This window comes from Pseudomonas sp. SG20052, assembly GCF_031766055.1.
Taxonomy (GTDB): domain Bacteria; phylum Pseudomonadota; class Gammaproteobacteria; order Pseudomonadales; family Pseudomonadaceae; genus Aquipseudomonas; species Aquipseudomonas mandelii.
Genome location: NZ_CP134498.1, coordinates 6,620,173 through 6,642,176 on the forward strand (window position 1 = coordinate 6,620,173; position 22,004 = coordinate 6,642,176).

The 22,004-nt window shown below is 60.6% G+C and carries 21 protein-coding genes and 1 pseudogene; 17 read left to right on the top strand and 5 right to left on the bottom strand.

What is annotated here, in order from left to right:
* Nucleotides 1–173 precede the first annotated feature (173 nt).
* Nucleotides 174–1,505 carry an IS110 family transposase gene (locus RHP74_RS30465; RefSeq protein WP_304875483.1) on the top strand — a complete coding sequence of 444 codons (1,332 nt, stop codon included), beginning with the start codon at nt 174–176 and terminating at the stop codon, nt 1,503–1,505.
* A 145-nt stretch (nt 1,506–1,650) separates the two neighbouring features.
* Here RHP74_RS30465 and radC read toward each other — a convergent pair whose 3' ends face one another.
* Nucleotides 1,651–2,325, bottom strand: coding sequence for a RadC family protein (radC, locus tag RHP74_RS30470; protein WP_311096883.1), 675 nt, complete (start codon nt 2,323–2,325; stop codon nt 1,651–1,653).
* A gap of 136 nt (nt 2,326–2,461) precedes the next feature.
* On the opposite strand from radC, the gene coaBC reads away from it, so the two are divergent.
* The 4 genes and pseudogenes from coaBC (at nt 2,462) to argB (ending at nt 6,768) form a co-directional block, all read left to right on the top strand.
* A complete protein-coding gene (coaBC, locus tag RHP74_RS30475) occupies nt 2,462–3,670 on the top strand; it encodes a bifunctional phosphopantothenoylcysteine decarboxylase/phosphopantothenate--cysteine ligase CoaBC (protein ID WP_010465198.1) in 1,209 nt (402 codons plus the stop codon).
* 5 nt (nt 3,671–3,675) lie between these two features.
* Nucleotides 3,676–4,131 carry a dUTP diphosphatase gene (dut, locus tag RHP74_RS30480; protein ID WP_010465200.1) on the top strand — a complete coding sequence of 152 codons (456 nt, stop codon included), beginning with the start codon at nt 3,676–3,678 and terminating at the stop codon, nt 4,129–4,131.
* 302 nt (nt 4,132–4,433) lie between these two features.
* A pseudogene (locus RHP74_RS30485) lies at nt 4,434–5,837 on the top strand (phosphomannomutase/phosphoglucomutase); the annotation flags it as partial.
* 25 nt (nt 5,838–5,862) lie between these two features.
* Nucleotides 5,863–6,768: an acetylglutamate kinase gene (gene argB / locus RHP74_RS30490; RefSeq protein WP_010465204.1), complete on the top strand. Its 906-nt coding sequence runs from the start codon at nt 5,863–5,865 to the stop codon at nt 6,766–6,768.
* Nucleotides 6,769–6,934: 166 nt separating this feature from the next.
* On the opposite strand, the gene pyrE is transcribed toward argB, so the two are convergent.
* Nucleotides 6,935–7,579, bottom strand: coding sequence for an orotate phosphoribosyltransferase (gene pyrE / locus RHP74_RS30495; protein WP_311096885.1), 645 nt, complete (start codon nt 7,577–7,579; stop codon nt 6,935–6,937).
* 82 nt (nt 7,580–7,661) lie between these two features.
* On the opposite strand from pyrE, the gene RHP74_RS30500 reads away from it, so the two are divergent.
* Nucleotides 7,662–8,441, top strand: coding sequence for an exodeoxyribonuclease III (locus tag RHP74_RS30500; RefSeq protein WP_007934608.1), 780 nt, complete (start codon nt 7,662–7,664; stop codon nt 8,439–8,441).
* Nucleotides 8,442–8,607: 166 nt separating this feature from the next.
* Here the strand turns inward: RHP74_RS30500 and RHP74_RS30505 are convergent, their stop codons facing one another.
* Both RHP74_RS30505 and rph read right to left on the bottom strand, forming a co-directional pair.
* A complete protein-coding gene (locus tag RHP74_RS30505) occupies nt 8,608–8,976 on the bottom strand; it encodes a DUF4870 domain-containing protein (protein WP_102594927.1) in 369 nt (122 codons plus the stop codon).
* 27 nt (nt 8,977–9,003) lie between these two features.
* Complete coding sequence (gene rph, locus RHP74_RS30510) at nt 9,004–9,726, bottom strand: ribonuclease PH (protein WP_010465211.1); 723 nt, start codon at nt 9,724–9,726, stop codon at nt 9,004–9,006.
* 280 nt (nt 9,727–10,006) lie between these two features.
* Between rph and RHP74_RS30515 the strand changes: the two genes are divergently transcribed.
* The 6 genes from RHP74_RS30515 (at nt 10,007) to RHP74_RS30540 (ending at nt 15,301) form a co-directional block, all read left to right on the top strand.
* Nucleotides 10,007–10,870 carry a YicC/YloC family endoribonuclease gene (locus tag RHP74_RS30515; protein ID WP_077748577.1) on the top strand — a complete coding sequence of 288 codons (864 nt, stop codon included), beginning with the start codon at nt 10,007–10,009 and terminating at the stop codon, nt 10,868–10,870.
* 12 nt (nt 10,871–10,882) lie between these two features.
* Nucleotides 10,883–11,503, top strand: a complete 621-nt coding sequence (gmk, locus tag RHP74_RS30520; protein ID WP_010465215.1) for a guanylate kinase — start codon at nt 10,883–10,885, stop codon at nt 11,501–11,503.
* A 167-nt stretch (nt 11,504–11,670) separates the two neighbouring features.
* Nucleotides 11,671–11,934 carry a DNA-directed RNA polymerase subunit omega gene (gene rpoZ, locus RHP74_RS30525; protein ID WP_007894670.1) on the top strand — a complete coding sequence of 88 codons (264 nt, stop codon included), beginning with the start codon at nt 11,671–11,673 and terminating at the stop codon, nt 11,932–11,934.
* 57 nt (nt 11,935–11,991) lie between these two features.
* The gene (gene spoT, locus RHP74_RS30530) at nt 11,992–14,097 is read left to right on the top strand and encodes a bifunctional GTP diphosphokinase/guanosine-3',5'-bis pyrophosphate 3'-pyrophosphohydrolase (protein ID WP_282411879.1); all 2,106 of its coding nucleotides are present in this window, start codon (nt 11,992–11,994) and stop codon (nt 14,095–14,097) included.
* A gap of 24 nt (nt 14,098–14,121) precedes the next feature.
* Complete coding sequence (locus tag RHP74_RS30535; protein ID WP_003229509.1) at nt 14,122–14,502, top strand: RidA family protein; 381 nt, start codon at nt 14,122–14,124, stop codon at nt 14,500–14,502.
* 58 nt (nt 14,503–14,560) lie between these two features.
* A complete protein-coding gene (locus tag RHP74_RS30540) occupies nt 14,561–15,301 on the top strand; it encodes a hypothetical protein (RefSeq protein WP_010465226.1) in 741 nt (246 codons plus the stop codon).
* Nucleotides 15,302–15,442: 141 nt separating this feature from the next.
* Here the strand turns inward: RHP74_RS30540 and RHP74_RS30545 are convergent, their stop codons facing one another.
* Nucleotides 15,443–16,300 carry an SDR family oxidoreductase gene (locus tag RHP74_RS30545; RefSeq protein WP_311096894.1) on the bottom strand — a complete coding sequence of 286 codons (858 nt, stop codon included), beginning with the start codon at nt 16,298–16,300 and terminating at the stop codon, nt 15,443–15,445.
* A 189-nt stretch (nt 16,301–16,489) separates the two neighbouring features.
* On the opposite strand from RHP74_RS30545, the gene exbB reads away from it, so the two are divergent.
* The 5 genes from exbB to recG all read left to right on the top strand — a co-directional run bounded on the left by exbB (nt 16,490) and on the right by recG (nt 21,946).
* Complete coding sequence (gene exbB / locus RHP74_RS30550) at nt 16,490–17,458, top strand: tonB-system energizer ExbB (protein ID WP_102594929.1); 969 nt, start codon at nt 16,490–16,492, stop codon at nt 17,456–17,458.
* Between the two features lie 6 nt (nt 17,459–17,464).
* A complete protein-coding gene (gene exbD / locus RHP74_RS30555; RefSeq protein WP_010465232.1) occupies nt 17,465–17,893 on the top strand; it encodes a TonB system transport protein ExbD in 429 nt (142 codons plus the stop codon).
* Nucleotides 17,890–18,645 carry an energy transducer TonB gene (locus RHP74_RS30560; RefSeq protein WP_010465234.1) on the top strand — a complete coding sequence of 252 codons (756 nt, stop codon included), beginning with the start codon at nt 17,890–17,892 and terminating at the stop codon, nt 18,643–18,645. The genes exbD and RHP74_RS30560 overlap by 4 nt, the downstream gene beginning before the upstream one ends.
* Before the next feature lie 286 nt (nt 18,646–18,931).
* On the top strand, nt 18,932–19,861 hold the full coding sequence (locus RHP74_RS30565) for a hydrogen peroxide-inducible genes activator (RefSeq protein ID WP_010465236.1): 930 nt from the start codon (nt 18,932–18,934) through the stop codon (nt 19,859–19,861).
* A 9-nt stretch (nt 19,862–19,870) separates the two neighbouring features.
* The gene (recG, locus tag RHP74_RS30570; protein WP_010465238.1) at nt 19,871–21,946 is read left to right on the top strand and encodes an ATP-dependent DNA helicase RecG; all 2,076 of its coding nucleotides are present in this window, start codon (nt 19,871–19,873) and stop codon (nt 21,944–21,946) included.
* The last annotated feature ends 58 nt before the right edge of the window (nt 21,947–22,004 follow it).

Sequence of the window (22,004 nt, forward strand, 5' to 3'; positions counted from 1 at the left end):
GGCAAAGGCCGTAACCAGCACTGGTGTGACAGCACCCGAGAGGGAGAGTGGCCTGCACGGTATCGGCGTGGAGTCGCTGACGGCATGGCGTAAGCCATGACCTCGTATAAGAGAGTGAATCCGTTCGCCACCGTGTACCCCGCGCGCGTTGTTCAATCCTGCGAGGAATTGTCATGGCGCGCAAGAACCAAAAGCGTTTTGAGATTATCCATCATCACTGTGCCGGCATTGATGTCGGCCTTCGCGAACACTGGGTCGCCGTGGATTCAGGGCGATGTGATTCACCTGTTCGTCAATTCTCCACCTTCACCGACGACTTGATTGCTTTGGCCGACTGGCTCCAGTCACTGAACATCAACGTGGTGGCCATGGAGGCGACGGGGGTCTACTGGATCCCCCTTTTCGAAGTGCTGGATGCACGCGGATTCGAGGTTTACCTCGTCAACTCGCGCGCCACCCGGCAGACCTCAGGTCGCAAGTCCGATGTGCTCGACTGCCAGTGGATTTGGCAGCTCATGACCCATGGTCTGCTCAGCGGTGCGTTTCGCCCTTCGGATGAAATCTGCTCAATGCGCTCTCTGGTCCGTCAGCGAGCCAATAAAGTCTGCGATCAAGCCAAGTCCATCAATCGCATGCAAAAAGCCTTGAGCCAGATGAACATCCAGCTGGCCCAAGTCATCAGCGATATCACCGGGGTGACGGGCCTGAAGATTTTGCGGGCTATTGTCGGCGGCGAGCGTAACCCTGAACAACTCGCAACGATGAAAGACGGGCGCATCAAGGCAGATCAGGCGACCATTGCCCGCAGTTTGCATGGCAACTGGCGAGCCGAGCACTTGCATGCTCTGAGTCAGGAATTGGCCTGCCATGACTTTCTGGAAACCCAGATCGCCGAGTGTGACCGGGCCATCGCCCAGGCACTTGAGCGACTACCTGTTCTTGAGCATGAACCAGTGGCACCCGGCAAGCCGCTGCGCAGCCCGCACCGCTCGACCGACCAACAGCAAGCGTTGCACCGGGCATTGAACAAGGTAATGGGTGTGGACCTGACGGCTATTCCCACCATCGGGATTGATACGGCGCTGGTATTAGCCAGTGAATTGGGGCCGGATTTGTCACGTTTTCCCACCTCTCAGCACTTTTGTTCCTGGCTGGGCGTGGCACCGCCTACGCGGATATCAGGAGGTAAACCGCTTCCAGGGAAAGCACCGAAAATCATTAATCGAGCAGCTCAAGCGCTTAAGCAAGCGGCTTCCAATGGGCGACAGGACAAGAGTTTCATCGGCGCCAGCCACCGCGCCCGCCTGACGCGGATGGACACCCGTTGCGCGATCAAAGCCACCGCACACCAATTGGCGCGGCTGATTTACGCCATGCTGACCAAGGGGCAGCCCTATGTTGAGAAGGGAATTGAAGAGTTTGAAGAAAAAAGCCGCAGCCGACAGCTGCGCGCTCTGGAGCGAAAAGCGCGCAAGCTAGGCATGCAACTGGTCAAAGCAGCATGATTTTTCAAGAGCAAAAACAATGGGTTATTTTTTGTTTGATAAGAGCTTGCTCCCGCCGGGCTGCGCAGCGGCCCTGAAGATCCTGTGAGCGCTGCGCACTCAAGCGGGAGCAAGCTCCCTCGCCACAGACGCCCGTCCCCAAGCCCTACATCCACCCATACTCGGCCATTGAAAGCGGCTCGCCGTCACCAATGATGAAATGGTCAAGCACCCGCACATCAATCAGCTCCAGCGCCTCTTGCAGGCGCTTGGTAAGCGTGCGGTCGGCCTGGCTGGGGTTGGTGTTGCCCGAGGGATGGTTGTGGCAGAGGATCAACGCGGCGGCGTTGTGCGCCAGGGCGCGCTTGACCACCTGCCGTGGATGAACGCTCGTGTTGTCGATCGAGCCGCGAAATAACGCTTCGAAGGCTAGCACCTGATGCTTCGAATCCAGAAACAGGCAGCCAAACACTTCGTGAGGCTCGTGCCGAAGCATCGACTTCAGGTAATCACGAACGGCCTGGGGATTTTCCAGCGCCGGCTTCTGACGCGCGCGCTCGGACAAATGTCGCCGCCCCATTTCCAGAATCGCCTGCAACTGAGCGAATTTCGCCGGACCGAGCCCTAATTGCTTGCTGAATGTTGCTTGATCGGCTTCCAACAGCGAACGCAGACTGCCAAATTGGCTCAACAAGTGTCGCGCCAGATCCACCGCACTTTTACCGGCCACCCCGGTGCGTAAAAAAATCGCCAGCAGTTCGGCATCCGAAAGGCTCGCCGAGCCCAACTCCAGTAATCTCTCCCGCGGCCGCTCCGCCGCCGGCCAATCACGAATACTCATAGCACCTTCCCTGTCTGTGGGCGCCGCTGTTCCATAGCGGTCGCTGTGATATCGTAGCCCATCTTTTTTGCTGGCGATTTCATCCCTGGGGAGGGGGTCTCGCCATGCTGTCATCAACGAAATAAAAGGCAGACCTATGCAGCGGCTGTATCGGAAACGCATCGTTCTGGGCGTCGGCGGCGGTATTGCTGCCTACAAGAGCGCCGACCTGGTTCGCCGCCTGATCGACCAGGGTGCCGAAGTGCGCGTGGTCATGACCCGTGGCGGCAGCGAGTTCATCACTCCGCTGACCATGCAGGCCTTGTCCGGGCACCCGGTTCATCTCGACTTGCTGGACCCCGCGGCAGAAGCTGCCATGGGCCACATCGAGCTGGCCAAGTGGGCCGATATGGTGCTGATCGCCCCTGCTACGGCGGACCTGATTGCCCGTCTGGCCCAAGGCATTGCTGACGATCTGCTGACCACGCTGGTGCTGGCCACCGATGCGGTGGTCGCCATCGCCCCGGCGATGAACCAGGCCATGTGGCGCGACCCGGCAACCCAGGCCAACCTGCAAACCCTCGAAAGCCGCGACATCAAAGCCTTCGGGCCGGCCTCCGGTAGCCAGGCGTGCGGCGACGTCGGCCTGGGCCGCATGCTCGAAGCCGTCGAACTCGCCCAATGCGCGGCGGACTGCTTCAAGCGCCAGGCATTGACCGGCAAACACGTGCTGATCACCGCCGGCCCGACTCAGGAAAACATCGATCCGGTGCGCTACATCACCAACCACAGCTCCGGAAAAATGGGCTTTGCCCTGGCCGAAGCCGCGGTGGAAGCCGGCGCCCGCGTCACGCTGATCACCGGCCCGGTGCACCTGCCGACTCCGGATCGTGTCACCCGCATCGACGTGGTCAGCGCTCGCGACATGCTCGCCGCCTGCGAAGCCGCGATCCCTTGCGACCTGTTTATCGCCTCGGCAGCGGTCGCGGACTACCGTCCTGAAGTCGTCGCCCCACAGAAACTCAAGAAAGACCCTACGAACGGCGACGGCTTGTTGCTACAGATGGTGCGCAACCCGGACATCCTGGCCACCATCGCCACCCGCCCCGACCGTCCGTTCAGTGTCGGCTTCGCTGCCGAAACCGAACACCTGCTCGATTACGCTGCCCGCAAGCTGAAAGACAAGAACCTCGATTTGATCGTCGCCAACGACGTCGCCAACCCGAGCATTGGCTTCAACAGCGAAGAAAACGCCTGCAGCGTGATCGATCGAGAACTGCACGCCACACTTTTCGCCCAGACCAGCAAGAGCAAAATTGCTCGCCAGCTGATCACTTTTATCGCCGAACGTCTGAACCAGGTTTAATTTACATGCACGCTTTGCAAGCCAAGATCCTCGACCCCCGCATCGGTACCGAATTCCCGCTGCCGCAGTACGCCACGCCTGGCTCCGCCGGCCTCGACCTGCGCGCCATGCTGGAAAAAGACACCGTCATCAAGCCGGGCGAAACCCTGCTGATCCCGACCGGCCTGTCCGTCTACATTGGCGATCCGGGTTTGGCCGCGCTGATTCTGCCGCGCTCCGGCCTGGGCCATAAACATGGCATCGTGCTGGGCAATCTGGTCGGTTTGATCGACTCCGATTACCAGGGCCCGCTGATGGTTTCGTGCTGGAACCGTGGCCAGACCGACTTCAACATGGTGGTCGGTGAGCGCCTGGCTCAATTGGTTCTGGTGCCGGTGGTTCAAGCGCACTTCGAGATGGTCGAAGAGTTTGTTGAAACCGAGCGTGGTGCCGGTGGTTTCGGGCATTCCGGCAGCCATTGATCCGATAAAGCATCCTGTGGCGAGGGAGCTTGCTCCCGCTGGGCTGCGAAGCGGCCCCAAGATTTTGTGAGTGCCGCGCACCCAAGCGCAAGCAAGCCTCCTCGCCAAAATTCGCACAACGTTCATCTGGAAGGTTTACCGCCCAAAATCAAGGCATTGACCGATCATTACCCCGCAAACGCAGGTGGCATGGCCTTTTCGCACCACGAACTCTCAGTGGAAAACGCCGTCATACCCTTCAGCTTGAGCCCGCCGACGAGATTTTCGCGGACAGGTCCAGTCACTTTCGAGATGGAGCATTCCCACAGATGAGCACCCCAGCCACAGTCGCACCCAAGTTCCCGGACAGCATCTTCCGCGCCTACGACATTCGCGGCACGGTCCCGGAATTCCTGAACGCTGAGACCGCTTACTGGCTCGGCCGCGCCATCGGTGCCCAGAGCCTGGCCCAGGGCGAACCGAACGTTTCCGTTGGCCGCGACGGCCGCCTGTCCGGCCCTGAACTGGTCGAACAACTGATCAAGGGCCTGGCCGACAGCGGTTGCCACGTCAGCGACGTGGGCCTGGTGCCAACCCCGGCGCTGTACTACGCCGCCAACGTACTGGCCGGCAAATCCGGCGTCATGCTCACCGGCAGCCACAACCCGTCGAACTACAACGGGTTCAAGATCGTGATCGCGGGCGACACCCTGGCCAACGAACAGATCCAGGCACTGCACGACCGCCTCAAGACCAACAACTTGAGCAGCGGCAAGGGCAGCGTCACCCAGGTCGAGATCCTCGACCGCTACAACACCGAAATCGTCCAGGACATCAAACTGGCTCGTCGCCTGAAAGTCGTGGTCGACTGCGGCAATGGCGCGGCCGGCGTGATCGCTCCGCAATTGATCGAAGCGTTGAACTGCGAAGTCATCCCGCTGTTCTGCGAGGTCGACGGTAACTTCCCGAACCACCATCCGGACCCGGGCAAGCCTGAAAACCTCGTTGACCTGATCGCCAAGGTCAAGGAAACCAACGCCGATATCGGCCTGGCTTTCGACGGCGATGGCGACCGCGTCGGTGTGGTGACCAACACCGGCAGTATCGTCTACCCGGACCGCCTGCTGATGCTGTTCGCCCGCGACGTACTGGCGCGCAACGCGGACGCGGAGATCATCTTCGACGTCAAATGCACCCGCCGCCTGACACCGCTGATCAAGGAATACGGCGGCCGTCCGCTCATGTGGAAGACCGGTCACTCGTTGATCAAAAAGAAAATGAAACAAACCGGCGCCCTGTTGGCCGGCGAGATGAGCGGGCATATCTTCTTCAAGGAGCGCTGGTTCGGTTTTGACGACGGCATTTACAGCGCCGCGCGTCTGCTGGAGATCCTCAGCAAGGAAAAATCCACCGCGGAAGAGCTGTTTGCGACCTTCCCGAACGATATTTCTACGCCGGAAATCAATATCCATGTGACCGAAGAGAGCAAATTCAGCATCATTGATGCATTGCACGACGCGAAGTGGGGCGAAGGCGCCGACCTGACCACCATTGACGGCGTGCGAGTCGACTACGCCAAAGGCTGGGGCCTGGTGCGCGCGTCCAACACCACACCGGTGCTGGTGCTGCGCTTCGAGGCCGATGACGAGGCTGAATTGCAGCGCATCAAGGACGTGTTCAAAGTCCAGCTGAAGCGTGTAGCACCTGATCTCCAATTACCGTTTTGATCTTCTGAAGCACCCGGAGCCCTGAATGACCCTCGAACGCGAAGCCGCCGCCAACACCGCCAAGGTCCTGTCCGAAGCGTTGCCTTACATTCGCCGCTATGTCGGCAAGACGCTGGTGATCAAATACGGCGGCAACGCGATGGAAAGCGAGGAGCTGAAAACCGGCTTCGCCCGCGACATCGTGTTGATGAAAGCCGTCGGTATCAACCCGGTGGTGGTTCACGGCGGCGGCCCGCAAATCGGCGACCTGCTCAAGCGCCTGTCGATCGAGAGCCACTTCATCGATGGCATGCGCGTGACTGACGCGCAGACCATGGACGTGGTGGAAATGGTCCTCGGCGGCCAGGTCAACAAGGACATCGTCAACCTGATCAACCGTCATGGCGGCAGCGCCATCGGCCTGACCGGTAAAGACGCCGAGCTGATTCGTGCGAAGAAGCTCACCGTGACCCGCCAGACGCCGGAGATGACCCAGCCGGAAATCATCGACATCGGCCAGGTAGGCGAAGTGGTCGGGATCAACACCGACTTGCTGAACCTGCTGGTCAAAGGTGATTTCATCCCGGTCATCGCGCCAATCGGCGTCGGTGCCAACGGCGAGTCGTACAACATCAACGCTGACTTGGTGGCCGGCAAAGTCGCCGAAGCGCTGAAAGCTGAAAAGCTGATGCTGCTGACCAACATCGCCGGCTTGATGGACAAGTCGGGCACGGTCCTCACCGGCCTGACCACGCAGCAAGTCGACGAGCTGATCGCCGACGGCACGATCTACGGCGGCATGCTGCCGAAGATCCGTTGCGCGCTGGAAGCGGTTCAGGGCGGCGTGGGCAGCTCGCTGATCATTGATGGCCGGGTGCCGAATGCGATTCTGCTTGAGATCTTCACCGATACCGGTGTGGGTACGTTGATCAGCAATCGCAAGCGTCACTAAGCAGCACAAACAAAAAGACCCCGCTCAGCTTGGCTGAGCGGGGTCTTTTTTTGCCTGCGCACTCCCTTGTAGGAGCGAGGCTTGCCCGCGAAAGCGATCTGACAGTCCCATCATTGCTGAATGTGACGACGCCTTCGCGGGCAAGCCTCGCTCCTACAGGTCAGCGTTAGACGCCGTACTGGGCGCGGTACGCTTCTACGGCTGGCAGGTGCTGCTTGAGCAGCGGATCATCCGCCAGGAACTCCAGCACCTGGTTCAGCGACACAATGCTGATCACCGGAATGCCGAAATCACGCTCCACTTCCTGGATCGCCGACAACTCGCCGTTGCCACGCTCCTGACGGTTCAGGGCGATGAGCACGCCCTTGGCCTTGGCGCCGTCCTGGGAAGCGATGATCTGCATCACTTCGCGGATCGCGGTGCCGGCGGTGATCACGTCGTCGATGATCAGCACGTCACCGGTCAACGGCGCGCCAACGAGACTGCCGCCTTCACCGTGGGCCTTGGCCTCTTTGCGGTTGAAGCACCACGGCAAATCACGGCCATGATGTTCGGCCAGCGCCACCGCAGTGGTCGCCGCCAGCGGGATGCCTTTGTACGCCGGGCCAAACAATACATCGAACGAAATACCGCTCTCGACGATGGCTGCCGCGTAGAAACGACCCAGCTGCGCAAGGGCCGAACCGGTATTGAACAGGCCGGCATTGAAGAAGTAAGGACTGGTGCGCCCGGACTTCAGGGTGAACTCGCCGAAGCGCAAAACGCCGCGATCGATGGCAAAACGAATGAAATCGCGCTGATACGCTTGCATGAAAAAAACCCCAAATACCACGGATTTAGCTAATTAGGTTGACGCCGTGTATCATACACGCACGCGATTTTTGGGGCCATTTATGCGGATCATCAGTGTGAACGTCAATGGTATTCAGGCTGCAGTGGAGCGAGGGTTGCTCAGTTGGCTGCAAGCACAGAATGCCGACGTCATCTGCCTGCAGGACACCCGCGCCTCCGCCTTTGAACTGGACGATCCAGCCTTCCAACTGGATGGCTACTTCCTTTATGCCTGCGAAGCCGAAGTTCCCGCCCAGGGTGGCGTGGCTTTGTATTCGCGGTTGCAACCGAAGGCAGTCATCAGCGGTCTCGGTTTCGAGACAGCCGACCGCTACGGGCGCTACCTGCAAGCCGATTTCGACAAGGTCAGCATCGCGACCTTGCTGCTCCCTTCGGGGCAGAACGGCGATGAAGACTTGAACCAGAAGTTCAAGCTAATGGACGATTTCGCCCGTTATCTGGATAAACAGCGACGCAAACGTCGCGAGTACATTTATTGTGGCTCGCTGTATGTGGCGCAACAGAAGCTGGATATCAAGAACTGGCGCGACAGCCAGCAATCCCCGGGCTTCCTGGCACCTGAACGTGCCTGGATGGACGAGATTGTCGGCAACATGGGCTATGTTGATGCCCTGCGTGAAGTCAGCCGTGAAGGCGACCAGTACAGCTGGTGGCCGGACAACGAACAGGCGGAAATGCTCAACCTCGGTTGGCGTTTCGACTACCAGTTGCTGACCCCTGGTCTGCGCCGTTTTGTTCGCAGCGCACGCCTGCCACGCCAGCCACGGTTCTCGCAACACGCACCACTGATCGTGGACTACGACTGGACGCTGACCATTTAAGCGTCTTTTCGCAGACGCAAAAAAGCCGACATCGCCGTCGGCTTTTTTGTGCGCGCCTCATTCCTGTAGGAGCGAGGCTTGCCCGCGAAGAACGATAACGCGTTGTTCCTGACAGACCGAGGCGCCCAATTCGCGGGCAAGCCTCGCTCCTACGGGACAGCGGTGGCTACTTGATCAACCGCCAGGTGAACGGATACCGATACGGCACCCCTTCATTGGCTTTCACACCACCGATGATCGTCAGTACCAACGCACCAATCGCCACCAGGCCGAACAGGAAGAACCCGATGATCACCACCATCAGCAGGAAGCAGATGGCAGAGGCAATGGCGACGGTGATCTGAAAGTTCAGCGCCTCCTTGCCCTGGGCATCGACAAACGGGTCCATCTCGCGCTTCATCTGCCAGAGGATCAGCGGGCCGATCAGCGTACCGAACGGAATCCAGATTCCCAGCAACGCGGACAAGTGACAAAACATCGCCCACTGCCGAACCTCTTTGCTCGGGATGGGAAGTAGCTGCTGCTCGTCACTCATGGTGTCCTCCTTGCGTGGAACATCCGATCAGTCGGCCAGTGCGGCCTTTTGCAGTTCGAAGATCTCGGTCATGCCTTTCTTCGCCAGTTCAAGCATAGCGTTCAGCTCTTCCGGCTGGAACGGCGCGCCTTCGGCAGTGCCCTGGACTTCGATGAAGCCGCCAGTGCTGGTCATCACCACGTTCAGGTCAGTCTCGGCAGCCGAGTCTTCCAGGTAGTCGAGGTCGAGCACAGGCTCGCCCTGGTACATGCCCACCGAAACGGCCGCGATCATTTGCTTGAGCGGGTCGCCGCCTTTCAGGCCGCCGCGCTTCTTGATCACTTTCAAGGCATCGACCAGCGCAACCATGGCGCCGGTGATGGATGCGGTGCGGGTGCCACCGTCGGCCTGGATCACGTCGCAGTCGACGTACAGGGTGACGTCGCCCAGCTTGGACATGTCCAGCGAAGCACGCAGGGAGCGACCGATCAGACGCTGGATTTCCAGGGTGCGGCCGCCTTGCTTGCCACGGCTCGCTTCACGCTGGTTACGCTCGCCAGTGGCGCGCGGCAGCATGCCGTATTCCGCGGTCAACCAGCCTTGGCCCTGGCCCTTGAGGAAACGCGGTACGCCGTTCTCGACGCTGACCGTGCAGATGACTTTGGTATCACCGAATTCGACCAGTACAGATCCCTCGGCGTGTTTGGTGTAGTTGCGGGTAATGCGGATCGAGCGGAGCTGATCGGCAGCGCGACCACTTGGACGTTTCATAGGGAATACCTGTACGGAGGACGGAAAACTGCCGAGCATTATAGAGCCGCGCGCCAAGACTGGGCACTTCTAAAAAATCCGTCCGACGATTGAAGGCGCTGACTAGAGCTTAGAACAGCGCTTTACCGACGGCCTGCAGCCCTTTGTCACACCGTGTGTTTGGGCGCATCCGCCCCACTGCGCTACAATCCTGCGCCTTTGCTGCCTGTCGGCTTTAATTCACAGATATCGGGTCTCGCGAAACCTCTGGTAACGCAAACCTGAATTGCGAGGTACCTCCATGGTGCACAGCATGACCGCCTTCGCCCGCGTTGAAAAAGCCGGCGCCCAAGGCACCCTGAGCTGGGAATTGCGCTCGGTCAACAGCCGCTACCTGGAACCCCATTTGCGCTTGCCGGAGTCGTTTCGCGACCTCGAAGGTGCGGTCCGCGAAGCGCTACGCCAGGGGATATCCCGGGGCAAGCTCGAATGCACTCTGCGCTTCACCGAAGAAAACACCGACAAACCCCTGCAAGTGGACCGCGAGCGCGCCGCGCAATTGGTCGCTGCCGCCGAGACCATCGCCGGGCTGATCAAGAATCCCGCCGCATTGAATCCGCTGGAAGTCCTGGCCTGGCCTGGCGTTCTGGTGGGCGACGCCGCTGACCCGCAAGCCTTGAATGCCGAAGCACTGGCGCTGTTCAATGAAGGTCTGAAAGAACTCAAGGCCGGCCGCGAGCGCGAAGGCGCGGAGCTGGCCCGGTTGATCAATGATCGCCTCACCTCCATCGAAGAAGATGTGGTGACCCTGCGCGAACTGGTCCCGCAGATGCTCGCCACCCAACGCCAGAAAGTCCTCGACCGCTTTGCCGACATGAAAGCCGAGATGGACCCGCAGCGACTCGAGCAGGAAATGGTCATGCTCGCGCAAAAGAGCGACGTCGCCGAAGAACTGGATCGCTTGAGCACTCACATCATTGAAGTTCGCCGGGTACTCAAGTCCGGCGGCGCTGCCGGTCGGCGCCTGGACTTCCTGATGCAGGAGCTCAACCGCGAAGCCAACACACTGGGCTCCAAAGCCTTCGACCCGCGCAGCACCCAAGCGGCGGTCAACCTCAAAGTGTTGATCGAGCAGATGCGCGAACAAGTGCAGAATATTGAGTAAGGCAACCCCGACATGACCCACAGCACCGGCACCCTGTACATCATTTCCGCCCCTTCGGGCGCGGGCAAGAGCAGCCTGGTCAAGGCCCTGACCGACGCTGACCAGGAGATCCGCGTCTCGGTCTCCCACACCACCCGCGCCATGCGCCCCGGTGAAGTGAATGGCGTGAACTATCACTTCGTCGAACGCGGCGAGTTCGTGAAGATGATCGAGCACGGGGATTTCCTCGAGCGCGCCGAAGTGTTCGGCAACCTCTACGGCACTTCGCAAAGCCACCTGCAACAGACCCTGGACGAAGGCCACGACCTGATTCTGGAAATCGACTGGCAGGGTGCCGAGCAAGTGCGCAAGTTGATGCCGCAGGCCCGCTCGATCTTCATTCTGCCGCCCTCTCTCCAGGCCTTGCATCAGCGCCTGAACAATCGCGGCCAGGACAGTGACGAGGTCATTGAAGGCCGGATGCGCGAAGCCGTCAGCGAAATGAGCCACTACGTCGACTACGACTACCTGATCATCAATGACGATTTCGCCCATGCGCTGAAGGATTTGCAGGCGATTTTCCGTGCCAATCAGCTGCATCAGAAGCGTCAGCAGCAGCGCAACGGAAAACTTTTGGCTGAATTGCTCGGCTAAACAGCCCTTCCCAAAACCGCTGCAAGGGCTTTACATTGGCACTTGCAGCGCGTTGAAGGGCTTGGTCAAAAAATCAGCGCTTCCCTAATCGCTGGTGATTTTTTAAACTGTTCAGTCCGCTCGCCCACCCGGGCAGCGCGCATATTGCATTCGCTCCGAGGAATACCATGGCCCGCGTAACCGTTGAAGACTGCCTGAACCACGTGGAAAACCGTTTTGAACTGGTCATGCTGTCCACCAAGCGTGCCCGTCAACTGGCCACCGGCGGCAAAGAGCCACTGGTACAGTGGGAAAACGACAAGCCTACCGTTGTAGCCTTGCGTGAAATCGCCGAAGGCCTGATGAGCTACGAGTTCATCGCCAATGCTGAAATCGTCGAAGACGAACCGCTGTTCGCAGCGTTCGAGGACGAGTCCAACGAGGCCGTCTAAGCCTATGCCTGGTCGACGTAGCACGGCGCGGGGTCACAGCGAACGGCAGGAGTCATCATGCCGAGCATAGACGCCCTCGCCGATCGCTTATCGACCTACCTCGGCAAGGACCAGGTCAACCTGGTCCGCCGAGCGTACTTCTACGCCGAACAAGCCCACGACGGCCAACGCCGCCGCAGCGGTGAGGCGTACGTCACGCATCCTCTTGCGGTGGCGAATATTCTTGCCGACATGCACATGGACCATCAGAGCCTGATGGCGGCGATGCTGCATGACGTGATCGAAGACACCGGTATTGCCAAGGAAGCGCTGCAAGCGCAGTTCGGCGAAACCGTGGCCGAACTGGTAGACGGGGTCAGCAAACTGACCCAGATGAACTTCGAGACCAAGGCCGAAGCACAAGCCGAAAACTTCCAGAAAATGGCCATGGCCATGGCGCGCGACATTCGCGTGATCCTGGTCAAGCTCGCCGACCGCCTGCACAACATGCGCACGCTGGAAGTCCTGTCCGGTGAAAAGCGTCGGCGGATCGCCAAGGAAACCCTGGAAATCTATGCGCCCATCGCCAACCGGCTGGGCATGCACGCCATCCGCATAGAGTTCGAAGACCTCGGTTTCAAGGCCATGCACCCGATGCGTTCCGCACGGATCAACCAGGCCGTCAAACGCGCCCGGGGCAACCGCAAGGAAATCGTCAACAAGATCGAAGAGTCCCTCAGCCACTGCCTGGCCATCGATGGCATCCAGGGCGAGGTCAGCGGTCGTCAGAAACACCTCTACGGCATCTACAAGAAAATGCGCGGCAAGCGTCGGGCCTTCAACGAGATCATGGACGTCTATGCGTTCCGGATCATCGTCGACAAGGTCGACACCTGCTACCGCGTGCTAGGTGCTGTGCATAATTTGTACAAACCGTTGCCGGGACGCTTCAAGGATTACATCGCGATTCCCAAGGCCAACGGCTACCAGTCGCTGCACACCACGCTGTTCGGCATGCACGGTGTTCCGATCGAGATCCAGATCCGCACCCGTGAAATGGAAGAGATGGCCAACAACGGCATCGCCGCCCATTGGCTGTACAAATCCAGCGGCGACGAGCAGCCAAAAGGCACTCACGCCCGCGCCCGCCAGTGGGTCAAAGGCGTGCTGGAAATGCAGCAACGGGCCGGCAACTCGCTGGAATTCATCGAGAGCGTGAAGATCGACCTGTTCCCGGACGAGGTCTACGTCTTCACGCCCAAAGGCCGGATCATGGAGCTGCCCAAAGGCTCCACGGCGGTCGACTTCGCTTACGCGGTGCACACCGACGTGGGCAACAGCTGCATCGCCTGCCGGATCAATCGTCGTCTCGCACCGCTGTCCGAACCGCTGCAAAGCGGCTCCACGGTCGAGATCGTCAGTGCTCCCGGTGCCCGGCCGAACCCGGCGTGGCTCAACTTCGTGGTCACGGGCAAGGCACGGACCCACATCCGCCATGCACTGAAACTGCAACGCCGCTCCGAATCCATCAGCCTCGGCGAACGCCTGCTGAACAAGGTGCTCAACGGCTTCGACAGCACCCTGGACAAGGTCCCGGCCGAGCGCGTCAAGGCGATGCTCACCGAATACCGCCTGGAACTGATCGAAGACCTGCTCGAAGACATCGGCCTGGGCAATCGCATGGCTTATGTGGTCGCCCGCCGCCTGCTGGGCGAAGGCGAACAACTGCCGAGCGCGGAAGGCCCGCTGGCGATTCGCGGCACCGAAGGCCTGGTGCTCAGCTACGCCAAGTGCTGCACACCAATCCCGGGCGACCCGATTGTTGGTCACTTGTCCGCCGGCAAAGGCATGGTCGTGCACCTGGACAACTGCCGCAACATCAGCGAAATCCGTCACAACCCGGAAAAATGCATCCAGCTCTCTTGGGCAAAAGATGTCACCGGCGAATTCAACGTCGAGCTGCGCGTCGAACTGGAACATCAGCGCGGCCTGATCGCCCTGCTGGCCAGCAGCGTCAACGCGGCCGACGGCAATATCGAGAAAATCAGCATGGACGAACGCGATGGTCGCATCAGCGTGGTCCAACTGGTGGTCAGCGTGCACGACCGCGTACACCTGGCCCGTGTGATCAAGAAACTGCGTGCATTGACCGGGGTGATCCGCATCACCCGCATGCGCGCCTAAGCCCACTATTACAAGGAGTCATTCATGACCAAGACTGTTATCACCAGCGACAAGGCCCCGGCTGCCATCGGTACTTACTCCCAGGCGATCAAGGCTGGCAACACCGTCTACATGTCGGGCCAGATTCCTCTGGACCCAAAAACCATGGAACTGGTTGAAGGCTTCGAAGCCCAGACCGTCCAGGTGTTCGAGAACCTCAAAGCCGTGGCCGAAGCCGCTGGCGGTTCGTTCAAGGACATCGTCAAACTGAACATCTTCCTCACCGACCTGAGCCACTTCGCCAAGGTCAACGAGATCATGGGCAAGTACTTTGACCAGCCATACCCTGCCCGCGCCGCCATCGGCGTAGCCGCCCTGCCAAAGGGTTCGCAGGTTGAAATGGATGCCATTCTGGTCATCGAGTAATACATCCGGCGCAGCCTTTTCAAGGTTGCGTCGACTTCGTTTCTGAAAGGATTCCACCATGCGCCATGCGCTAGCTCTCTCGCTGGTCGCCCTACTCTTGGGCGGTTGTGCCAGCAACCCTGCCGATCGTGACATCAGCGGCACCTGGATCAATCAGGTGGCGATCGACGCTGCGTCCAAAGGTGGCCCCCTGCGTGAAGCGCTCCAGGCTTATGGCCCGAACCTGGAATGGGACGTCAACACCAAGGCCGCTCAAGCCCGCTACACCAATGGTTTTGAAAACGTCGACGGCAAGCTGCTGGGCGAAGAGTCCGGCGCCTGGAAAGTCGACTTTTATGGCAGCTCCGCCAGCGAACTGAAGCGTGACGGCAAGCAACTGAGCCAGGCCGCCAGCGAAAACGAGCCGGAGCAGGTCTTCGACCGCGCGTTGATTCCGGTCCCGGATGGCGCACCGATTGGCGCGAGCTTCGAACGCGCGCTGTACACCGCCTACATGGGCGGCAGCTGGAAAATCGTCAACGGTCCGGGCGAAGGCAATACCGTGCAATTCCAGGCCGATGGCCAGGTTGCCGGACTGCCGGGTGCCGATCGATATGCCCTTTGCCTGGCGGGCGATTGCGCGTCGATGAGCGGCGGCAATGACAACATGTGGCTGCAAGTGAACGGCCAGGGCAATACCTGGATCTTTGCGCGCAAGGGCAAGGAACTGGAGATTCTGCAGGCAGTGAACACGGCTCAGGCGGATGAAATGCCTCAGTTCACGCCGGGTGATCGCAAGTGGTTGCTGGAAAAGCAGTAACCCGGCCCTGAAGCCAACGCAAAACCAATGTAGGAGCGAGGCTTGCCCGCGAAGGCGATGTAACAGCCAACATAAATGTTGGAAGTTATGACGCCGTCGCGGGTAAGCCTCGCTCCTACAGGTATTTTGGGCGCATGAAAGTCAGCAACGGCCTTCGAGAATAGCGGCGTAGCCCTCGCGATACGTTGGGTACTTTGGCGCCCAGCCCAAGGCCTTCGCCCTGGCATTGCTGCATTGCTTGCTGCCCGTGCGCCGTACGCTCGCGTCGTCAGCCCACTCGGTCACGCCCAGATATTCACGCAACCAGCCCACCACTTCGGCCAGCGGCGCTGGCGCGTCGTCGACACCGATGTAGACGTCATCCAACGCCACCCCGCGTCGATCCGCTTCAAGCAGAAACGCCATCAAGCCCGCCGCGTCATCGGCGTGGATGCGGTTGCCATACAGCGGCGGGTCAACCGCCACGCGATAGCCACGACGCACTTGAGTCAGCAGCCATTCGCGGCCCGGGCCGTAGATGCCAGTCAAGCGCACGATGCTTGCCGGGATGCCGCTCTGGAGCGCCACTTTCTCGGCCTCCAGCATCAATCGACCCGAGTAGCCTGATGCAAGGGTCGGCGAAGTCTCGTCGACCCACTCGCCCTCCTGCTGCCCATACACACTGCTGCTGGAAACAAACAGCAGGCGATTCGGTACCTGCCCGTAGTCGTCGAGCCACTCCAGCACATGTTTCAACCCCTCGACATACGCGGCGCGATAACCGGCTTCATCGTGATTGGTCGCGGCCGCACAATAAACGAGGTAATCCACGGCACCGATGGGCCACGTCTCAGGACAGTCCTTATCGAACAAGTCGCCGGCAACGCCAATGACTCCCTCGGGCAGGCGCGAGACGTCCCGCCTCAGGCCATGAACCTCCCACCCGGAAGCCATCAATTGCGTGGCCAAACGACCGCCGACATCACCACAGCCGGCGATCAACACAGAAGGCGCAGACATCAGAAAACTCCCATCAGAAAGGCAAAGACTAGCGCCGACAATGGACGAGCGGCTAGCAATGAAGGAAAAAAAGATACTCTATTACTTTTGTTAACAAGAATTACTTGCAATAATGCACGCCACTTTTGTTCTCGGCCTTACGAGGCCTGGAAGAGCATTTACCGTTTTTCTATTTCAGGTCCGGCCAGCATGACACGCAATCAATTCCCCGCTTCGCCAACCAAACGACCTCGCGCCTGGAGCGCAGTGGCCGCCCTGCTGCTCAGCCTGATGCTGGCACCGACCGCCGCTTTCGCTGACGTACAAGCTCCGGCCACTACGGCCGCCGCCGCTGCTCCAGCCCCGGCTGATCATGCCGCCCCCGCCGTTGCACCCGCCGCAACCGACCCGGCTCAGGCAGTAGATGCCGAAGACGTCCCTGAAGTTCTCGAAGCCGACAACACCCTGGGCATGGCCCACGACCTGTCGCCTTGGGGCATGTACCAGAACGCCGACATTATCGTGAAAATCGTGATGATCGGTCTGGCCATCGCCTCGATCATCACCTGGACCATCTGGATCGCCAAGGGCTTCGAGCTGATGGGCGCCAAGCGGCGTCTGCGCACTGAAATCGTCCACCTGAAAAAAGCCACCACCCTTAAAGAAGCCAGCGCCACCGCCACGAAGCAAGGCACCCTCGCCAACCTGCTGGTGCATGACGCCTTGGAAGAGATGCGATTGTCTGTCAACAGCCGCGAGAAAGAAGGCATCAAGGAACGTGTTGCCTTCCGTCTCGAGCGTCTGGTTGCAGCCTGCGGTCGCAACATGAGCAGCGGCACCGGCGTGCTCGCCACCATCGGTTCCACCGCGCCGTTCGTGGGCCTGTTCGGCACCGTGTGGGGCATCATGAACAGCTTCATCGGCATCGCCAAAACCCAGACCACCAACCTCGCCGTCGTCGCCCCCGGCATCGCCGAAGCCCTGCTGGCCACCGCGCTGGGTCTGGTTGCGGCGATTCCTGCTGTTGTGATCTACAACGTCTTCGCCCGTTCCATCGCTGGCTACAAGGCGCAAGTGTCCGATGCCTCGGCTGAAGTCCTGCTGCTGGTCAGCCGCGACCTCGATCACCTGCCGACCGCCGAGCGCTCCGCGCAACCCCACATGGTCAAAGTAGGGTAATCAGCCATGGGCTTGCATTTGAAAGAAGGCGCAGACGACGATCTGGCCGAGAACCATGAAATCAACGTCACGCCGTTCATCGACGTGATGCTGGTGCTGTTGATCATCTTCATGGTGGCCGCTCCGTTGGCCACCGTGGACATCAAGGTCGACCTGCCCGCCTCCAGCGCCAAACCGGCGCCGCGGCCAGAGAAGCCGGTGTTCCTCAGCGTCAAGGCTGACCAGCGCCTGTTCCTCGGTGAAGACGAAGTGAAGGCCGAAGCACTTGGCGCCACCCTCGACGCCAGGACCCAAGGCAAGAAAGACACGACGATCTTCTTCCAGGCCGATAAAGGCGTGGATTACGGCGACCTGATGAGCGTGATGGACAACCTGCGCTCCGCCGGTTACCTGAAGGTAGGTCTGGTCGGGCTCGAGACGGCAGTCAAGAAATGATCACGACGCGCCATAAGCTGACGCGTTACAGCGCGAGCCTGGCCGTGGTGCTGGGCGTCCATGCACTGGCTATTGCGCTGGCGCTGAACTGGACGTCGCGCCCACCCATCGAGCTGCCTCCGCAGGCGATGATGGTCGAGTTGGCGCCGGTTCCGGCCCCACCACCTCCGGCACCGCCGAAGGTGATAACGCCGCCACAGCCACCGGCCCCGGTGGAAGAACTGCCGATCCCGAAACTGGCTGAAGTGCCGAAGGCCGAGATCGTTGTGCCGAAGCCGGTCAAACCCAAGCCGAAGCCGAAGCCGCAACCACCCAAGCCTGTGGAGAAAAAGCCGGAGCCGCCGAAGGAGAAACCGTCCGAGGAGAAGCCTAGCGACGCGCAACCGACCCAGGCACCGACGGAGAAATCCGCGCAACCAGCACCGGGCCCATCGCCTGCACAACAGGCTGCCAAGGCCAGCTGGGAAGGCACTTTGCTCGCGCACTTGGGCAAGTACAAAAAGTACCCGGTGAGTGCACAGAATCGGGGCAAGCAAGGCACCAACCGTCTGCGCTTCATCGTTGATGGCGAAGGTAATGTGTTGTCGTACGAACTGGTGAGCCGTTCAGGCACCGCCGATCTGGACCGCGCTACCCTGGAAATGATCCGTCTCGCCCAACCGCTGCCCAAGCCACCGGCAGACATGCTGACCAATGGCACCATCGAAATCACGGCGCCGTTCCTCTACTCACTGGAAAAACGCCGCCGCTAAACGCAACACAAAACCATTGCAGGAGTGAGCCTGCTCGCGATCAGGCCACCACATTCAACCTTTTCGGTGAATGTAATACCGCTATCGCGAGCAGGCTCACTCCTACAGGGGTCTCCTCCAGCAGGAAAGTCCATGATCATGCAGAGAAGGCACCCAAAGGTGCCTTTTGTGTATCTGCCAGCGGCAAACCGGCATTACCCAGTGTCACTCTGCACACTCTCTCTGATAACGTGCGTCTATCGATTGCAGCCGTTATGCTTGGCGCGCAACTTCATGGACGCTTGCTATGACTCTCACAGAATTACGCTACATCGTTACCCTCGCCCAAGAGCAGCATTTCGGCCACGCGGCCGAGCGTTGCCACGTCAGTCAGCCGACCCTGTCGGTGGGCGTGAAAAAGCTTGAAGACGAACTCGGTGTGCTGATTTTCGAGCGCAGCAAGAGTGCCGTGCGCCTGACTCCGGTCGGTGAAGGCATCGTTGCCCAGGCGCAGAAAGTCCTGGAACAGGCCCAAGGCATTCGCGAACTGGCCCAGGCTGGCAAAAACCAGCTGACCGCTCCGCTGAAAGTCGGCGCGATCTACACCGTCGGCCCGTACCTGTTTCCGCACCTGATTCCACAACTGCACCGGGTCGCCCCGCAGATGCCGCTGTACATCGAAGAAAACTTCACTCACGTACTGCGCGACAAACTGCGCAACGGCGAGCTCGACGCAATCATCATCGCCCTGCCGTTCAACGAAGCCGACGTGCTGACCCTGCAGCTCTACGACGAGCCGTTCTACGTGCTGATGCCGGCCCAGCACCCGTGGACGCAAAAAGAATCCATCGACGCCAGCCTGCTCAACGACAAGAGCCTGCTGCTGCTCGGCGAAGGCCACTGCTTCCGCGATCAAGTGCTGGAAGCCTGCCCGACCCTGGCCAAAGGCAACGACGGTGCCAAGCACACCACGGTGGAATCCAGCTCGCTGGAAACCATCCGCCACATGGTCGCGTCCGGCCTGGGCATTTCGATCCTGCCGCTGTCGGCAGTCGACAGCCATCACTACGCCCCTGGCGTGATCGAAGTGCGCCCACTGACGCCTCCGGTGCCGTTCCGCACCGTGGCCATTGCGTGGCGCGCGAGCTTCCCGCGTCCGAAAGCCATCGAGATCCTCGCTGACTCCATTCGCCTGTGCTCGGTGGCCAAGCCGCAAGCACCGGTGGTTGCGGCCTAAGTCGCTGCCATGACCGAGTTGTCGCAAGTGTCGGTCACGGCACTCAAGGGTGTCGGCGAGGCCATGGCCGAGAAACTGGCCAAGGTCGGCCTGGAGAATCTCCAGGACGTGCTGTTCCACCTGCCGCTGCGTTATCAGGACCGCACTCGCGTGGTCCCGATCGGCCATTTGCGACCGGGCCAGGACGCCGTGATCGAAGGCACCGTCAGCGGCGCCGACGTGGTCATGGGCCGTCGCCGCAGCCTCGTCGTGCGTCTGCAGGACGGCACCGGCGGGCTCAGTCTGCGCTTCTACCATTTCAGCAACGCCCAGAAAGAAGGCCTCAAACGCGGCACGCGGATTCGCTGCTACGGCGAAGCCCGGCCCGGTGCGTCGGGGTTGGAAATCTACCACCCGGAATACCGCGCCATCACCGGCGACGAGCCACCGCCGGTGGATGAAACCCTGACCCCGGTCTACCCGCTCACCGAAGGCCTGACCCAGCAGCGCTTGCGCCAACTGTGCATGCAAACCCTGACCATGCTCGGCCCGACCAGCCTGCCCGACTGGCTGCCGACCGAACTGGCCCGGGACTATCAACTCGCGCCGCTGGCCGATGCAATCCGCTACCTGCATCACCCGCCCGCCGATGCCGATGTCGACGAACTTGCCCTCGGCCATCACTGGGCTCAGCACCGTTTGGCCTTTGAAGAACTGCTGACCCATCAGCTATCCCAGCAACGTCTGCGCGAAAGCATGCGCTCCCTGCGCGCGCCGGCGATGCCGAAAGCCACCAAACTGCCGGCGCAATACCTGGCCAATCTGGGCTTTACGCCAACCGGCGCACAGCAACGAGTCGGCAACGAAATCGCCTACGACCTGAGCCAGCACGAACCGATGCTTCGGCTGATTCAGGGCGACGTCGGCGCGGGTAAAACCGTGGTCGCGGCCCTCGCCGCGCTTCAGGCATTGGAGGCCGGTTATCAGGTCGCGTTGATGGCGCCCACCGAAATCCTCGCCGAGCAGCACTTCATCACCTTCAAGCGCTGGCTCGAACCGCTGGGCATTGAAGTCGCGTGGCTGGCCGGCAAGCTCAAGGGCAAAAACCGCGTGGCCGCGCTGGAGCAGATCGCCAATGGCGCACCCATGGTGGTCGGCACTCACGCGCTGTTCCAGGAGGAAGTGCAGTTCAAGAACCTTGCACTGGCAATCATCGACGAACAGCACCGCTTTGGCGTGCAGCAGCGCTTGGCATTGCGGCAGAAAGGCGTCGGCGGGCGGATGTGTCCGCATCAGCTGATCATGACCGCCACGCCGATTCCACGAACGCTGGCCATGAGCGCCTACGCCGACCTCGACACCTCGATCCTCGACGAACTGCCGCCCGGACGAACCCCGGTCAACACCGTGCTGGTCACCGATACCCGGCGTGTCGAAGTCATTGAGCGCGTGCGCGGCGCCTGCGCCGAAGGGCGTCAGGCCTATTGGGTGTGCACGCTGATTGAAGAATCCGAAGAGCTGACCTGCCAGGCCGCCGAAACCACTTACGAAGACCTCACCGCCGCGCTCGGCGAGCTGAAGGTCGGCCTGATCCACGGCCGCATGAAGCCCGCGGAAAAAGCCGCCGTCATGGCCGAATTCAAGGCCGGCAATCTGCAGCTGCTGGTTGCGACCACCGTGATCGAAGTCGGCGTCGATGTGCCGAACGCCAGCCTGATGATCATTGAAAACCCCGAGCGCCTCGGCCTCGCGCAGTTGCACCAATTGCGCGGCCGCGTCGGTCGAGGCAGCGCCGCCAGCCATTGCGTGCTGCTCTACCATCCGCCGCTGTCACAGATCGGCCGTCAGCGCCTGGGCATCATGCGTGAAACCAACGACGGTTTTGTCATCGCCGAAAAGGACCTCGAACTGCGCGGCCCCGGTGAAATGCTCGGTACGCGCCAGACCGGCCTGCTGCAATTCAAGGTCGCCGACCTGATGCGCGACGCCGATCTATTGCCCGCCGTGCGCGACGCCGCCCAGGCATTGCTGGAGCGCTGGCCGGATCACGTCAGCCCGCTGCTCGACCGCTGGCTGCGCCATGGGCAGCAATACGGCCAAGTGTGAGCACCGTCGCAGTTTGTGGACGATGCTTTTAAACAAGCTGGTTATACTCCTGCAATTG